The sequence below is a fragment of the Sellimonas caecigallum genome, from assembly GCF_019754295.1.
GTDB classification, from domain to species: Bacteria; Bacillota; Clostridia; order Lachnospirales; family Lachnospiraceae; genus Sellimonas; species Sellimonas caecigallum.
Genome location: NZ_VIRV01000001.1, coordinates 129,361 through 145,857, shown reverse-complemented (window position 1 = coordinate 145,857; position 16,497 = coordinate 129,361). Strand labels below are relative to the sequence as shown.

15 protein-coding genes and 2 tRNA genes are annotated in these 16,497 nt (G+C 44.9%); 11 read left to right on the top strand and 6 right to left on the bottom strand.

Translation table 11 applies throughout. The features are described from left to right. Positions 1-7: 7 nt before the first annotated feature. Positions 8-511 carry a dCTP deaminase/dUTPase family protein gene (locus FLB61_RS00700; RefSeq protein WP_204244031.1) on the top strand — a complete coding sequence of 168 codons (504 nt, stop codon included), beginning with the start codon at positions 8-10 and terminating at the stop codon, positions 509-511. 64 nt (positions 512-575) lie between these two features. Further along, complete coding sequence (locus tag FLB61_RS00695; protein ID WP_275952189.1) at positions 576-1,817, top strand: serine hydroxymethyltransferase; 1,242 nt, start codon at positions 576-578, stop codon at positions 1,815-1,817. Positions 1,818-1,900: 83 nt separating this feature from the next. Here the strand turns inward: FLB61_RS00695 and FLB61_RS00690 are convergent, their stop codons facing one another. From FLB61_RS00690 to FLB61_RS00680, 3 genes are all read right to left on the bottom strand, one after another. Next, a complete protein-coding gene (locus FLB61_RS00690; protein WP_087199499.1) occupies positions 1,901-2,764 on the bottom strand; it encodes a DegV family protein in 864 nt (287 codons plus the stop codon). Between the two features lie 113 nt (positions 2,765-2,877). Beyond that, complete coding sequence (locus FLB61_RS00685; protein WP_087213180.1) at positions 2,878-4,242, bottom strand: spore germination protein; 1,365 nt, start codon at positions 4,240-4,242, stop codon at positions 2,878-2,880. Positions 4,243-4,342: 100 nt separating this feature from the next. Next, positions 4,343-5,677 carry a sodium-dependent transporter gene (locus tag FLB61_RS00680; RefSeq protein WP_087199503.1) on the bottom strand — a complete coding sequence of 445 codons (1,335 nt, stop codon included), beginning with the start codon at positions 5,675-5,677 and terminating at the stop codon, positions 4,343-4,345. A 392-nt stretch (positions 5,678-6,069) separates the two neighbouring features. Here FLB61_RS00680 and infC point away from each other — a divergent pair, with 392 nt between their 5' ends. The 3 genes from infC to rplT are packed head-to-tail and all read left to right on the top strand — an operon-like array spanning position 6,070 to position 7,187. Next, the gene (infC, locus tag FLB61_RS00675) at positions 6,070-6,564 is read left to right on the top strand and encodes a translation initiation factor IF-3 (RefSeq protein ID WP_087199504.1); all 495 of its coding nucleotides are present in this window, start codon (positions 6,070-6,072) and stop codon (positions 6,562-6,564) included. Between the two features lie 38 nt (positions 6,565-6,602). After that, complete coding sequence (gene rpmI, locus FLB61_RS00670; RefSeq protein ID WP_087199506.1) at positions 6,603-6,800, top strand: 50S ribosomal protein L35; 198 nt, start codon at positions 6,603-6,605, stop codon at positions 6,798-6,800. Between the two features lie 30 nt (positions 6,801-6,830). Continuing rightward, positions 6,831-7,187 carry a 50S ribosomal protein L20 gene (gene rplT / locus FLB61_RS00665; protein WP_087199508.1) on the top strand — a complete coding sequence of 119 codons (357 nt, stop codon included), beginning with the start codon at positions 6,831-6,833 and terminating at the stop codon, positions 7,185-7,187. Positions 7,188-7,321: 134 nt separating this feature from the next. Here the strand turns inward: rplT and FLB61_RS00660 are convergent. Continuing rightward, positions 7,322-7,406: transfer RNA gene (locus FLB61_RS00660), tRNA-Leu, on the bottom strand. 236 nt (positions 7,407-7,642) lie between these two features. Next, a tRNA-Leu gene (locus tag FLB61_RS00655) sits at positions 7,643-7,727 on the bottom strand. A 105-nt stretch (positions 7,728-7,832) separates the two neighbouring features. Here FLB61_RS00655 and pap point away from each other — a divergent pair. From pap to FLB61_RS00625, 6 genes are all read left to right on the top strand, one after another. Then, positions 7,833-9,311: a polyphosphate:AMP phosphotransferase gene (pap, locus tag FLB61_RS00650; RefSeq protein WP_221919136.1), complete on the top strand. Its 1,479-nt coding sequence runs from the start codon at positions 7,833-7,835 to the stop codon at positions 9,309-9,311. Between the two features lie 124 nt (positions 9,312-9,435). Beyond that, positions 9,436-11,208, top strand: a complete 1,773-nt coding sequence (gene dnaG / locus FLB61_RS00645; RefSeq protein ID WP_221919300.1) for a DNA primase — start codon at positions 9,436-9,438, stop codon at positions 11,206-11,208. A 42-nt stretch (positions 11,209-11,250) separates the two neighbouring features. Continuing rightward, positions 11,251-12,369, top strand: a complete 1,119-nt coding sequence (gene rpoD / locus FLB61_RS00640; protein ID WP_087211107.1) for an RNA polymerase sigma factor RpoD — start codon at positions 11,251-11,253, stop codon at positions 12,367-12,369. Positions 12,370-12,378: 9 nt separating this feature from the next. Continuing rightward, positions 12,379-13,101, top strand: coding sequence for a tRNA (adenine(22)-N(1))-methyltransferase (locus FLB61_RS00635; protein WP_221919135.1), 723 nt, complete (start codon positions 12,379-12,381; stop codon positions 13,099-13,101). 14 nt (positions 13,102-13,115) lie between these two features. Beyond that, positions 13,116-13,898, top strand: coding sequence for a Nif3-like dinuclear metal center hexameric protein (locus FLB61_RS00630; RefSeq protein ID WP_087199516.1), 783 nt, complete (start codon positions 13,116-13,118; stop codon positions 13,896-13,898). Between the two features lie 19 nt (positions 13,899-13,917). Beyond that, entirely contained in the window at positions 13,918-15,585 is a 1,668-nt protein-coding gene (locus FLB61_RS00625; protein WP_221919134.1) for a nucleoside kinase, read from the top strand. Here FLB61_RS00625 and FLB61_RS00620 read toward each other — a convergent pair. Further along, on the bottom strand, positions 15,557-16,483 hold the full coding sequence (locus FLB61_RS00620; protein ID WP_221919133.1) for an RluA family pseudouridine synthase: 927 nt from the start codon (positions 16,481-16,483) through the stop codon (positions 15,557-15,559). The two genes, FLB61_RS00625 and FLB61_RS00620, sit on opposite strands and share 29 nt — an antisense overlap. Positions 16,484-16,497: the final 14 nt, after the last annotated feature.

Here is a 16,497-nt window from a genome sequence, read left to right as displayed (position 1 = left end):
TATGTACATGAAAAGAATCGCGAAATTTGAAAAGGTCAGTTTGGAGCAGTTTCTTGCAGGGACGCAGGGAATTTTGAAAGAAGACGAGGCGAAAGAAGTGTATGACAGTCTGCCGCTTCCGAAGAGGGCGACAAAAGGCTCCGCAGGCTATGATTTTTATACACCATATCCGGTTGTATTAAAACCGGGAGAAACGGTAAAAATACCGACAGGAGTTCGTGTCTGGATGGAGGAAAACTGGGTTCTGAAATGCTATCCAAGGAGTGGACTTGGTTTCAAATATCGCCTTCAGCTTAATAACACGGTAGGTATCATCGACAGTGATTACTATTATTCTGACAATGAAGGACATATTTTTGCGAAGATTACCAATGATTCCAATGAGGACAAAACTGTGGAACTGAATGCACACGAAGGTTTTATGCAGGGAATCTTTGTGGAGTATGGAATTACTATCGATGATGAGGCGGACGGAGTAAGAAATGGGGGATTCGGAAGTACGACGAGGTAAGGCGGCTTTCGTTTGAACTTAAAAAGATAAAATCTATCAAACACAAGGAGGAATTGCGATGAATCTGGTGCAGGAAGTAATGGACTATGTAAAACGTTGTGATCCCGAAGTAGGACACGGGCTGGAACTCGAGATGGCGCGGCAGAAACGAAATCTGGAGCTGATCGCTTCAGAGAATATTATAAGTCCGGCTGTTATGCTTGCGATGGCTACCGTTCCCGCCAACAAGTATGCGGAAGGGTACCCTAACAGGAGATATTACGGCGGGTGCGAAAACGTTGATCAGATTGAAACGATCGCTATCGAGAGGGCAAAAGAGCTGTTCGGTGCAGAACACGCATGTGTACAGCCTCATTCCGGAGCGCAGGCGAATATGGCTGTCTATCAGGCTTTTTTGAAACCGGGAGATACGGTCATGGGACTCAATCTTGATCATGGCGGACACCTTACTCATGGTTCCCCGGTAAATCAGTCGGGAAAACTGTATCACTTTGTGCCGTACAGTGTAAACGATCAGGGAGTGCTTGATTATGATGAGATCCGAAAGATCGCAAAAGAGTGCCAGCCGAAGATGATCGTGGCAGGTGCATCGGCATATCCAAGAAAGATTCGTTTTGATCTGTTTGCGGATATCGCGAAAGAAGTAGGTGCGTTCCTCTTTGTGGATATGGCACACATCGCAGGGCTTGTGGCGGCAGGGCTGCATCAGAATCCGGTGCCGTACGCGGATGTCGTGTCGACGACGACTCATAAGACACTTCGAGGGCCAAGGGGAGGATTGATTCTCTGTAAAGAAGAATATGGAAAAAAGATAGATAAGGCAATTTTCCCTGGGACACAGGGCGGTCCTCTGGAACATATCATTGCGGCAAAAGCAGTCTGCTTTGGAGAGGCGTTGAAACCGGAATTTAAAGAATACCAGGCCCAGATCCTGAAAAATGCAAAAGCTCTTTCCGAAGCGCTTCTGGAAGAAGGGTTCTCCCTGGTAAGCGGCGGGACGGACAATCATCTGATGCTTGTAAATCTCTCAGGAATGGCGTTAACCGGAAAAGAGATGCAGAACCGTCTCGATGAGGTTTATATTACAGTCAACAAAAATGCGGTGCCAAATGACCCGCAAAACCCAAATGTGACAAGCGGAATTCGGATAGGGACGCCGGCAGTAACAACGAGAGGTCTGAAAGAAGAAGAGATGAAAGAGATTGCGGCGCTCATAAAAATGGCTGCTGTTGATTTTGAAAACAGTGCGGATGAGATCCGAAGGAGAGTGACGGATATTTGCTGCAGATATCCGATTTACGAATAAGATTTGCTTATCAAAATGAAAATGTCAGGGGCTGGATAGTTTGTAAAACTGTCCGGCCCCTGACTATATGAAAAGAAAAGGTATTATCGTTTGTTGCCCATGCAGAAAGTTGCGACAACACCTGGACCAGTGTGACTGCCGATGACAGTGCCGATCACATTTATCAGCACCGTCTGGATTCCATACTGTTTTCTGATCAAGTCGGCAACATACTGTGCATCTTCCTCACAGTCGCCGTGCGTGACCATGGCAATCTCATTGTCCCAGCCTTTTATCTGATCTGCCATCATATCGACAATCTTATGGAGGGATTTTTTTCGACCTCTTTCTTTGCCAATAACGACAAGTTTGCCGTTGTCGTCCACGTGGATGATCGGTTTGATTTTGACCATCGAACCGAGGACAGCGGTAGCTTTGGAGATACGTCCGCCGCGGTGGAGATGATGAAGATCGTCCACTGTGACGTTGTGGCATACATGGAGTTTATTTTCTTCTGCCCATGTCACGATCTCGTCATAGGCTTTTCCTTCCTGTTTCTGTTTCAAAACATAGTAGAGCAGAAGGGCTTCCCCCAGGCAGGCGCACAGAGAGTCAATGACAGTGATACGGCAATCCGGGTAGTCTTCCATCAGCTCTTGGGCAGCGAGCTGTTCGCTCCCCACACTTCCGCTGAGTCCGGAAGAAAAGCCAATATGGATGATGTCTTTCCCATCTTTGACAATCGATTCGAAAAACTCTCTTGCCTGAGATGGGGTAACCTGGGATGTGGTAGGCATAGCACCGGCACGAATCCGGTCGAAAAATTCTTTCTTGGAAAGCCCTTCCATGTCCGGATAAGACTGTCCATCGATGGTATATGATAAGCGTAATACCGGAATATGGTGCTCTTCAAGCCACTCTTTCGGCAGATCTACGGTACTGTCTGCTGTAATAACAAATTCTTTCACTTTTGCAAGACCTCCTCATTCAGTTTCCTTAATCATACCATTTTTTACCGAATGAAGCAAAAACTTTTGAAAAAATTCCAAAAAAATCTGAATCTGTCCAGTCATGCTCCCAGTTAATTCAGACGGATATTCAGGTAGCTTCTGCCGGATACAGTACGGTTAAAGCAGACGGAGCATACAATTATGATGCAACCGACGGCAAAACCGATCCAATTGAAAAGGGCGGTCAGTGTAAGAAGAAGCAGACGCATGAACTTCAGTGCGTAACCAAGCTCAAAGTTTGGCTGTGTATAGTTGGCTACTGCCACAAAAGCCATATATAACATGACTTCTGAATTGAACCAGCCCGACTGCACAGAGAATTCGCCCATGACGATACCAGCAATAACACTGAGGGGCGTGCTGAGCATACTTGGCGTGTTCAAAGCGGCAAGGCGCAGACCGTCGATAGCCAGTTCCAGCAGAAGGAGCTGGAAGTAAAGAGGAATATTGATCGTGTTTCTTACGAGCACAAAATCAAATACATCAGGTATCCATTCGGGGTTCTGCATAAAAAGAAGAAAGAGAGGAGTCAAAAATACAGTCATAATTGTAATGATGCTGCGGGAAATCTTCAGATAGATCCCGGTCAGCGTAGGAAAGTAATAGTCATTTGCCTCCTCGATTATGTCAAAGATCGAAGTCGGAAGAATCATGACGGAAGGTGAATTGTCCACGAGGATTACAATTTTTCCCTCCATGATACATGCCGCCGCTGTATCTGGGCGTTCAGTATATTTGAACTTGGGAAAAGGATTATACCATTTCCTTTTAAACAAAAGTTCCGCCAGAGTCTGCTGGTTCATCTTGAGATCGTGCTCTCTCATCTGTTCAAATTTTTGTATAAGAAGATTCAAAAGATCTTGATTTACCCGATCAGTCATATAGCAGAGCGTAACGTCCGTTCTGGACGATTTTCCGATCTCCATCATTTTCATTGTCAAATGTGGATCCCGGATCCGTCTTCTTATCAAAGCAGTGTTAAATACGATTGTCTCCACAAATCCGTCCCGGGATCCCCTGAGTGATTTGTCCTGGGCAGGTTCGTCTACGCTTCTTGCAGGGTATGTTCTGCAGTCGATAGCAATGCAGGATTCATAGCCGTCCACAAAGAGACATGCTACTCCGGATAAAATATTTTTTATGATTCCGTCAAATTCAGAAAAGGTATCGATTTCTACATAGGAAATCATTGTCCTGGAAAGTTCTGTGGAAGTTTTTGGCATTTGTTCCGGTGTAAGCTTAAACAATGTATCCATAACTTTAGACATGACTTCATCTTTCATAAATCCATCGATAAAGAAAAAACAACTTTCCCGTCCTCCGATGATCATGTCTCTCTCTATGATATCAAAGCTTTCCTTTACTGGGAGTACTTCGTTGATATAAGCGATATTTTCCTGTATGATTTTGGAAACTTTCATTGATTGTTCCTCCATTTTTCCTGTTTCAGTATGAAGTTTTTCCAAAACGGGGAAAAGTATACAGCAAAACGGGCACAGTATCGATAGACACTGTGCCCGCAGAAAGAAGCCCGTATTATACCCAGTGGAATACAGAGCTCAACAGGATTGCAACAAGGAAGATAGGAGCGATCCACTTGATCATGACAGTAAAAAGTTTTTCACTTTTGAATGTAGGACTGCTCAGTCTTACTTCGTCGGCAATTGACTTTGGCTTGATGAAAAATCCTACGAAAATGCAAGTCAGGAATGCGACGATCGGCATCAATACGCTGTTGCTTATAAAATCCATGAAATCCAGGATGGAAAGATTTAAAATCTTAATGAAACTCAGAGGCCCAAATCCAAGGGAAGACGGAGCGCCGAGAATCAATGCACATACGGCTACAGTAAGTGCAGAACGTTTTCTTGCCCAGTGTAGTTTGTCGCAGATAATAGATACGATGGTCTCCATCAGGGAGATGGAGGAAGTAAGGGCGGCAAACAGGACAAGAAGGAAGAAAACGGCTCCGACAAAACCGCCGAGAGGCATGTTTGCAAATACTTTTGGAAGCGTAACAAACATCAGGCCCGGACCCGTCTGGAGCGCATCTTTTCCAGAGAAAACAAATACCGCAGGGATGATCATAAGACCGGCAAGGAATGCAAAACCGGTATCAAAAATTTCAATCTGCCGGACAGATGATTCCAGATTGTTGTCTTTCCGCATGTAGGAGCCGTATGTAACCATGATTCCCATGGCCAGGGACATGGAATAGAAGAGCTGCCCCATAGCGGCAAGTACAGTCTTGCTGGAGAAATCTTTCAGGTTTGGCTTTAAATAGTATATGACACCTTCTTCGGCTCCTGGAAGTGTGATGCAATATACTGCGATGCCAACTGTCAGGATGACAAGAATCGGCATCATAAATTTGCTGACTTTCTCAATCCCTTTTTCTACACCAAAGAGGACGATGATGGCCGTTGCGGCAAGGAAAAGGAAGAACCATCCCAAAGGTTCGATCGGAGAAGCGGTAAATTCGGAAAAGTACGTATCCGCAGCAGCTTCTTTACCACCGCCTGTCGCAAAAACTGCCAGATATTTTGTAACCCATCCTCCGATAACAGAATAATAAGGGAAGATAATGATCGGTACCAGGGATGCCAGAACACCGAGAAAGCCGAAACGCTTATCTAACTTCTTGAATGCTCCGATGGCACTGAGTCCAGTTTTACGTCCGATAGCAATCTCCGCAAGCATAAGGGAGAAACCGAAAGTGACAGTAAGGATCAGATAGATGAGAAGGAATGTTCCTCCTCCGTACTGGGCTGCCAGATAAGGGAAACGCCAGATATTCCCCAGTCCTACAGCAGAACCGGCCGCAGCCAACACAAAGCCGAGTCTGCTGGAAAAATTACTTCGTTCTTTCATTTGTACCCTCCTAATCTCGCAATAACTTATTTCTGTATCACTTTAAAGTAAGTGTGTATATTATGGCATAGTGGTATGCAAAAAGCAAGAAAAAAATTATATTGAAAAAAGTATTTGACATGGAAAGGAGGCTGTGATAATATAACTATTGTATGAAAAACAAAGCAGAGTATCCGCTCTCACCGCAGCACAAAAGAGTGACTGATGGTTAAATATCCAGATCCTTGTATCCGCTAGAAAGAGGGGAAAGGGAGAGATGTTTGTGGGTAGTCTGTGGCTGTCCGCTTTTTTTGTGCGTGAAACTGTCAGCAGACAAAGTTTGGCAACAGAAAACGGACAGAACAAGGAATGAGTATTTCTATTTACGGAGGTGTACTACAATTAGCGAATTAATGATTAACGAGCAGATCCGCGACAGAGAAGTGCGGGTTATCGGACAGGATGGGGAACAATTAGGAATTATGTCTGCAAAGGAAGCTCAGAAGCTTGCGCAGGATGCGGAGCTGGATCTCGTAAAGATTGCTCCGACAGCAAAGCCGCCGGTATGTAAGATCATCGATTACGGCAAGTTCAGATATGAGCAGGCAAGAAAAGAGAAAGAAGCAAGAAAGAAACAGAAAACTGTAGATGTAAAAGAAGTTCGATTATCTCCAAATATTGATACGAATGACTTGAACACAAAAGTAAACAATGCAAAGAAATTTATCCAGAAAGGAAATAAAGTAAAAGTAACACTTCGTTTCCGCGGAAGAGAGATGGCTCACGTACAGCAGAGCAAACATATCCTGGATGATTTTGCGGAACACCTGAAAGATGTAGCTGTAGTTGAGAAGGCAGCAAAGATGGAAGGCAGAAGCATGAGCATGGTTTTAACTGAAAAACGTTAAAAATAAACTTATTTTATTATTTAAGGAGGAACATTATTATGCCAAAAATCAAAACAAATAGAGCAGCTGCAAAGCGCTTTAAAAAGACAGCAACAGGACAGTTAAAGAGAAACAAAGCTTACAAGAGCCATATCTTAACAAAGAAATCCACAAAGAGAAAGAGAAACCTCAGAAAAGCGATCATCACAGATGCAACAAATGTGAAGAACATGAAAAAAGTATTACCGTACTTATAAGAGTTGGAAGAATAGAAGGAGGAGTAAGACATGGCAAGAATTAAAGGCGGAATGAACGCAAAGAAGAAACACAATAGAGTTTTGAAGTTAGCGAAAGGATACAGAGGGGCGCGCTCCAAACAGTACAGAGTGGCAAAACAGTCTGTTATGAGAGCACTCACAAGCTCATACGCTGGACGTAAACAGCGCAAGCGCCAGATGCGTCAGCTTTGGATCGCACGTATCAATGCTGCTGCAAGAATGAATGGATTATCCTACAGCAAAATGATGCACGGATTAAAGGTAGCAGGAGTAGAGATCAACAGAAAGATCCTTGCAGATATGGCTATCAACGATGCGGCTGGATTTGCAACACTTGCAGAACTTGCAAAAGCAAACCAGGCTTAATATTAGTTTAATAGTAACATGAGAAAAGACATCTCGAAGTCCAAGCGACTGGAGATGTCTTTTTTAGGCTAATTGTTTGGAACTAAAAAAACCTTCTGGTATAAATACATACCAGAAGGGTTTTTAAATCGAAATGCGGAAGATGGGACTTGAACCCACACGACTGCAATAGTCACAAGATCCTTAGTCTTGCTCGTCTGCCAGTTCCGACACTTCCGCAAGCAACCGCTTTATCGGCTGTCCGAGGTATATAATACTATAAACTGGATAGAATGTCAAGAAAAAAATAAAATTTTTTTGCAATTCTGTAAAAGGAAAAATCTTTCCTGCACCAGGCTACAATTTGTAAAATGAAAGTGCTATACTTATACAATAATTGGCATTGTAGCCGAAAGGACAGCAGCTTATAGTTTATAAAAAGAAAAAAGAGAACTTAAAAAGCTCTCTTCAAAGGATGCGGAAGATGGGACTTGAACCCACACAAGCGCAATGCTTACAAGATCCTTAGTCTTGCTCGTCTGCCAGTTCCGACACTTCCGCAAGCAACCGTTTTATCGGCTGTCCGAGGTATATAATACTATGAATCGGACAGAATGTCAACAATAAATTTAAAAAAATAAAAAAATTGGAAAAGGAGGAAACTTTATGTTGGAACAGATTGATCTGTCGAAAAAGATGGAAAAAACAAAATATAAAGAGCAGATGAAAGAGCTGACTGTAAAGCTTGGACGACTGCAGAGGGAATGCCAGAAAGCAGAAATTCCGGTCATGATTGTTTTTGAGGGATTTGATGCTGCAGGGAAAGGGCTTCAGATCGGAAAGCTGATCCAGGCTCTGGATCCAAGAGGATTCGAAGTATTCGCTGTAAAAAAAGAGACAGAAGATGAAAAGTTTTATCCTTATATGAAACGATTCTGGATGAAGACGCCGGAAAAGGGGAAGATAGCGGTCTTTGATACGAGCTGGTACAGGAGAGTACTGGAGGAGCATTTTGAGAAGCAGCTGACGAAGAAAGAATTGAATCAGACATTCCAGGCGATCTTGTCATTTGAGAAAGAACTGACAGATGACGGACAGTTGATTATAAAGCTGTTTCTTGCTATTGATCAGAAAGAACAGAAAAAACGGTTTGAGAAACTTTCCTCTATCAAGGAAACGATGTGGAGAGTGACAAAAGACGATTGGAAGAGAAACGAAGGCTATCCGGAATACCTGGCAGTCAATGAGGAGATGTTGAAGCGTTCTGATACGGAGTATGCGCCGTGGACAATCGTGGAGGCCACGGATAAACGTTATGCTACAGTTAAGATTTATAAGACGGTAATCGCAGCTATGGAGACAGCGCTGGAGAAAGGGAAAAAACCGGGGACGATAGAATGTGGAATTGATATGGATGAGGAGAGTTCTGTTCTGAACCGGGCTGATCTGACACTTGCATGCCCAAAAGAAAAGTACGAAAAGAAGAAGGCAAAACTGCAGAAAGAACTGGCACGTCTGCACGGTGAATTATATAAAAAGCGGATTCCTGTTGTGCTCGGTTTTGAAGGATGGGATGCAGGGGGGAAGGGCGGCGCCATCAAGAGACTTACTCAGGCTCTGGACCCGAGGGGATTTGTCGTGATTCCAACAGCGTCTCCTAACGATCTCGAGCGGAAACACCATTATCTCTGGAGATTTTGGTGTAAAATGCCGAAGAAAGGACATATCGCCATATTTGACCGGACGTGGTATGGGAGAGTTATGGTGGAAAGAATAGAGGGATTCTGTACATCGCAGGAATGGAAACGGGCGTATAAGGAGATCAACGAGATGGAGACACAGCTTACGGATGCGGGAGCCATCGTGCTGAAATTCTGGATGCAGATCGACAAAGATGAACAGGAGAAAAGATTCCGGGAGCGCCAGGAAAATCCGGACAAGCAGTGGAAGATCACAGAAGAAGACTGGAGAAATCGGGAAAAATGGGATCTCTACGAGAAGGCGGTAGAAGAGATGATCATCAAGACATCTACGCCGCAGGCGCCGTGGATCATTGTGGAAGGAAATGACAAATACTACGCAAGGATCAAAGTACTCGAGACAGTCGTAGATGCCATAAAAAAACGGCTGGAAAAAGAAAAATAATTGAGTTGTAGGAAAAACTAAAAAAATTTCGAAAAAACTTTGAAGTAAAAAAAGGAAATTACCACCTTTTGTCGAATATAACTTATGTAGGAGATTATGACCATATGTGAAAGAAGGGACAGACTTGTATTACTCAGAAGAACTGATCGAAGAAGTGAGGATGAAAAATGATATCGTGGATGTGATCTCATCCTACGTTAGACTTTCCAAAAAAGGAAACTCCTGGTTTGGACTTTGCCCTTTCCACAATGAAAAATCTCCATCCTTTTCTGTGAGCAGAGATAAACAGATGTATTACTGTTTTGGATGTGGAGCAGGAGGGAATGTATTTACGTTTCTTATGGAATATGAACATTATACCTTTACGGAAGCACTTCAGCATCTGGCTCAGCGTGCAGGTGTGGATCTGCCAAAAGAAGACGAGTCGCAGGAAGCAAGAAGAAGGGCAGGAATCAGAGAGACACTTCTAGCAATCAATAAGCTGGCTGCCAAATATTATTATGCCCAATTAAAATCCGAGAAAGGAAAGACGGCACATGAGTATTTGACAGGGAGAAAACTCTCGGAGGATACGATTGTACATTTCGGGCTTGGATATGCAAACAAATACAGTGATGATCTAAGCCGATATCTGAAGATGAAGGGGTATTCGGATGAGATGATCATACAGGCTGGTCTTGCAAGTGCGGATGAGAAATACGGTCTGCACGATAAGTTCTGGAATCGGGTTATGTTTCCAATTATGGATGCAAACAGCAGAGTAATCGGATTTGGCGGACGAGTGATGGGAGAGGGTAAGCCCAAGTATCTCAATTCGCCCGAAACTCCCATTTTTGATAAGAGCAGAAATCTCTATGGACTGAATCGGGCAAGACAGACAAGAAAGCCGTATTTTCTTTTGTGTGAGGGGTATATGGATGTTATCGCTCTTCATCAGGCAGGATTTACGAATGCTGTGGCATCCCTTGGGACTGCTCTCACAGCAGGACATGCCTCATTGATCAAACGGTATGTGCAGGAAGTATATCTGACATATGACAGCGATGAAGCGGGGACAAGAGCAGCGCTTCGAGCTGTTCCGATCCTGAAAGATGCCGGCATCAGTGCGAAGGTCATCCGGATGGATCCATATAAGGATCCAGATGAATTTATTAAAAATCTTGGTCCGAAGGCATTTGAAGAGCGTATTTCAAAAGCACGAAACGGATTTATGTTCAGTTTGGAAGTGTTGGAAAAGCAGTTTGATATGGCTTCTCCGGAAGGAAAGACTGAATTTATGAAAGAAGCGGCCAGAAGACTCGGGACATTCGATGAGGAGATTGAACGGAACAATTACATTGAAGCGGTAGCAAAAACATACAAAGTCTCCTTTGAGAATCTTAGAAAGCTGGTGGCGAAGATGGCCGTCGTATCAGGCCTTGCCGTTCCGGTAAAAAGGGCAAAAAAGACGGAAGGAAACAGGGAAAAAGAGGATGGGAACCTGAAGTCACAGAAAATTCTCCTTACATGGATGATCGAAGATATGTCAGTGTTTGCCCAGGTTAAGAAATATATTTCGCCGGAAGATTTCCCTGGCGTTCCGTACCGGAAAGTGGCAGAACTGCTGTATGAACAATACGAAGCAGGACGACTCAATCCGGCCCAGATCTTGAACTATTTTACGGAAGAAGAGGAGCATAAAGAAGCGGCCTCTTTATTCCACACAAAGATCAAAGAGCTGTCCACAAAGGAAGAGCAGGAAAAGGCTCTGAAAGAGACCGTGATACGGGTCAAGAATCACAGCATAGAAGAAGCTACACGGGCGTTGGATCCGACGGATATCAAAGGACTGCAGCGGCTGATGGAGGCAAAGAAGGATCTGCAGAAACTGCAACAGATACAGATTTCCATAAATTAGGATGATATGATAGAAACTAGCGATGAGAGGATGGACAAAAGCATGGAAGAAAACGTAGCGAAATTTGAAGAGAAACTTAAAGAACTGGTCGCACTCGGAAAGAAAAAGAAGAGCGTGCTGGAGATTCAGGAGATCAATGATTTTTTCGCTGACATGGAACTGGATACAGAGCACATGGAGAAGGTATACGAATATCTGGAAGCCGTCAATATCGACGTTCTTCGCATGGTAAACGACGATGACTTGGATGCAGATATTGATGATCTGATCCTTTCGGACGAAGAGGACGAAGTGGATATGGAGAAGATCGATCTCTCTGTCCCGGATGGAATCAGCATTGAAGATCCGGTGAGGATGTATTTAAAAGAGATTGGAAAGGTACCGCTTCTGAGCGCGGAGGAAGAGATCGATCTGGCAAGGAGAATGGCAGAAGGCGACGAAAGCGCTAAGAAACGTCTTGCAGAGGCAAACTTACGTCTTGTGGTAAGTATCGCGAAACGTTATGTGGGGCGTGGAATGCTCTTTCTTGACCTGATTCAGGAAGGAAACCTGGGTCTTATTAAGGCAGTGGAGAAATTTGATTATCAGAAGGGATTTAAGTTCAGTACTTACGCTACATGGTGGATTCGCCAGGCGATCACGAGAGCGATCGCAGACCAGGCAAGAACGATCCGTATCCCAGTCCATATGGTGGAAACGATCAACAAATTAATCCGGGTATCCCGCCAGCTTCTTCAGGAACTGGGAAGGGAGCCGCAGCCGGAAGAGATTGCAAAAGAACTGGACATGCCGGTAGACAGGGTGCGTGAGATTCTGAAGATTTCTCAGGAACCAGTTTCCCTTGAGACACCGATCGGAGAGGAGGAAGACAGCCATCTTGGAGATTTCATCCAGGATGACAATGTTCCGGTACCAGCCGAGGCAGCAGCGTCGACCCTTCTGAAAGAGCAGCTGAGTGAAGTGCTGAACACACTTACAGACAGAGAACAGAAAGTGCTGAGACTTCGGTTTGGCATGAATGATGGCCGTGCAAGGACGCTGGAAGAGGTCGGCAAGGAGTTTGATGTCACAAGAGAGCGTATCCGTCAGATTGAGGCGAAGGCACTCAGAAAATTGCGCCACCCAAGCAGAAGCCGAAAACTGAGAGATTACCTGGATTAGGAGGAATATATGGAATTGTCAAAGAGACTGGAAGCGGTTGCGTCTCTCGTGACGAAAGGGATGCGTCTTGCGGACGTCGGAACAGATCATGGCTATATTCCGATCTTCCTTGTAGAGAAGGGAGTAATTCCATCCGCAATCGCGATGGATATCAACGATGGGCCCCTTATGCGGGCCCGGGAACATATTCAGGAACACGGACTTTGCAGCAAAATAAAGACAAGAAAGTCGGACGGTCTGAAAGAACTGGATGTGAAAGAAACAGAGAGTATGGTCGCCGCCGGAATGGGCGGCGCTCTTATTATAAAGATATTGTCAGACAGCCCTGAAGTAGCGGCATCTTTGAAAGAGTGTATTCTTCAACCTCAGTCTGAGATTGGAAAGGTGCGAAGATTTCTGATCAAAAACGGATTTTTTATCGATGAGGAGAATATGGTATATGAAGATGGCAAATATTATCCTATGCTGAGGGCGATACCAGGAAAGAAGGAGACGCAGCCGTATCGGGAGGAGGAGTATCTGTTCGGAAGATGCCTTCTGGAGAAGAAAGATCAGGTGCTTTGGTCTTTCCTGGAACGGGAGTGGGCGAAAAAGACACGGATTCGCGAGGAATTGTTTGAGATAGCAGAAAAACCGGATAGGATACGGGAAAGGATCCGTAATCTGGAAGAAGAGATCACGATACTTGAGAAAGCAAAGTCCGCCTTTTCCGCAAAAGGAACCAGGGAATAAACGGAGGAAATGATATGAATGCAGGAGAGATCAGAAGAATACTAACTGGTCTGGCGCCGGAAGAATACGCCATGGACTGGGACAACAGCGGATTTCTGCTGGGAAGAGAAGAAAAAGAAGTAAAAAAGGTCCTCATTACTGTGGATGTGGATGATGAGACAGTGGAAACTGCAGTAAAACAAAGTGTGGATCTGATCATTTCCCACCATCCACTTTTGTTTAGCGCTGTAAAGCGGATTACTGATGGAGATTTCATCGGAAAAAGGATTTTAACACTACTTGGGAAGGATATTGCATATTATGCAATGCATACCAATTACGATGTGTGCAGGATGGGCTTGCTTGCAGCGGATAGACTGGAACTGACAGGCGCTCTTCCTCTGGAAGTGACAGGAGAGAAAGATGGCCGGGCAGTCGGCATTGGATGTATCGGAACACTGAGTACAGAAGTGTCTGTGACCGAGTTCGCGGAACGGGTTCGGAAACGGTTTGGTCTGTGCGGTCTGCGCTGTTTTGGAGGGGAGAAAAAGATTCAGAAGGTGGCAGTATGCCCAGGAGCGGGCAGCAGTGTCATTCCTGAGGCTCTGAAAAAGGGGGCGGATGTGCTTGTAACAGGCGACATTGGGCACCATACAGGAATCGACGCGGCGGCTCAGGGGCTTTCGATCATCGATGCCGGACACTATGGGCTGGAATATTTGTTTATAGAAGATGTGAAGGAGCTTCTGGAAGAACAGTTCAAAGGAGAAGTATGTCTCCTCTCCATGCCAAAAAAAATACCTTTTTCTATAGTCTGATCCGAAAGGAGAGTTGGAAATGCAGAAAGTTTATACCGTCACATTTCCGGACGGAGAAAAGAAATGCTACCCGGATGGAACGACCTATCTGGAAATCGCCAAAGAGCGCCAGAGCATGTATGAAAATGACATTGTTCTAGTTGTTGATAATGGAAAACTGAAAGAGCTTTTCAAAGAAGTGGAACACGACTGCGAGCTTGTCTTCGTGACGACAGGGGACAACGCTGGGCATAAGACATATAAGAGAAGCATGAGCTTTCTGCTTGTAAAGGCGGTGTATGATGCTTTAGGGCATGAACACGTCGACAAGGTACGGATCCATTATTCTGTGGATCAGGGACTATACTGTATTATCGAAGGAAATAGGAAAGTCGATGAAGAGATACTGGAAAAAATTGAAAACCGAATGATCGAGATCATCAGAGAGGATATGCCGTTCTGCAAACGGAGCATTCAGACGGATGAGGCTGTCGATCTTTTTCATAAGTATGGGATGTACGATAAAGAAGAGCTCTTCCGGTATAGAAGAAGTTCCAGAGTCAATATTTATCGGATGAACGGATTTGAGGATTACAATTATGGATACATGGTGCCAAGCGCCGGATATCTCCGGTATTTTTCCCTGCATCTGTATGACGAGGGATTTGTGATCCAAATGCCGACTTTGCAGGATCCTAGAATTGTTCCTCCTTTTCGGCCGCAGAAAAAATTATTTGACGTGCTGAAGGAGTCTACAAAATGGGGAGATATGCTTGGGATTGAGACAGTCGGGGCGTTGAATTCTGAAATTACGAGGGCCGGGGCACAGAATATGGTGCTTGTGCAGGAAGCACAGCAGGAGAAGAAGATCGCCGAGATTGCCGAGATGATCAAAAACCGGAAAAATATCAAATTTATTCTTATTGCGGGACCGTCCTCCTCCGGAAAGACAACGTTCTCGCACAGGCTGTCCATTCAGCTTCGGGTAAATGGGATGAGGCCGCATCCACTGGCTGTGGATAATTATTTCGTGGACAGAGAGCATACGCCCAAGGATGAGAAAGGGAATTATGACTTTGAATGTCTCGAAGCTATTGATATAAAGCAGTTTAACGAAGATTTGCGGGGGCTTTTGGAAGGCAGGGAAGTGGAGATCCCTACCTTTGATTTCGTGACCGGACAGCGCAAATATAACGGTCACAGAATCCGGATGGAAGAGAATGACATCCTTGTGATAGAGGGGATCCATTGTCTGAATCCAGAGCTTACAAAGATGCTTCCGGGGGAAAACAAATTCCGCATTTACATCAGTGCTCTGACACAGCTGAATGTTGATGAACATAACCGAATCCCGACAACAGACGGACGTCTTATACGGAGGATTGTGAGAGATGCAAGGACGAGAGGAACGCCGGCAGACAGGACTATCGCCATGTGGTATTCCGTGAGAAGAGGGGAGGAGAGAAATATTTTCCCGTACCAGGAAGAGGCGGATATCATGTTCAATTCCGCCCTGATCTATGAGCTGGCTGTGCTAAAGCAATACGTGGAGCCGCTGTTGTTTGGCATCTGCCCTGACACTCCGGCATATCCGGAAGCTAAGAGACTTTTGAAATTTCTGGATTATTTTCTGGGAATCGGTTCAGATAACATCCCCGCAAATTCCCTTTTGAGGGAATTTATCGGAGGGGGATGTTTTGAAGTGTAAAGAAAGCACGCATATCGTCAGGGAGCGGAGCCGTAAAGGAAAGCGCTTCCTTTGTAATGGGATGCAGAAAAGAGAGACGGTAGGAATGAAGAGCCTGCCGTCTTATTTTTGTGTAATCCGGACAGTATAGAAAGTCTCCGGGCAGAGGATGGCCGATATAGTTCATATGCACCCGGATTTGATGTGTGCGTCCCGTGTCCAGTGAGAGAGATAGCAGGGAGTATCCTCCCTCACAGTACAGCCGCCGATATATAGTCCGAGCATAGTCTCCATGCTCAAAATCTACCTGGCGTTCGATCGTAGAGCCTTCCTTCCTGCCGATAGGGGCTTCCACAACACCGGACAGTTCGGTTTTGCCCTTGACAACAGCCAGATATTCACGGTGGATATCTCGGTTTGCCACCATTTGGGATAGAAGGGAGGCGCTGTAAGAATGTTTTGCCAGAATAAGAAGGCCCGTTGTATCACGGTCCAGACGGTTGATGCACCTGTAGATAAAAGGCTCCTTTTTCTGTTGATAGTAGTAAGCGGCTGCATTTGCCAGCGTGTTGTCATAGTTTCCCTGTGAAGGATGGATCGGCATTCCGGACGGTTTGTTGATGACAAGCAGATCAGCATCTTCGTAAACAACAGGAAAAGGCAGAGGGATGGGGACAATGTTGGCGGAGGAGAGCGTCTCCTCAATACGGATTTGAAGAGTGTCCGACGCGTGAAGTACATCTCCGGTTCTTGCCCAGACTCCGTTTTTTACGATGCCTTGCGGCGTGCGTTTCAGAGAAACAATGACAGAATGAGAATATCCAAGGCTTTTTAAAAAGCCTTGGATCGTAAGAAGTGCGCCAGAAGGCGCTTTCTGTATATCCTGTTCTGTGATATGGTAAGTGAATTCTCGGATCATATTTAGCAGATTCC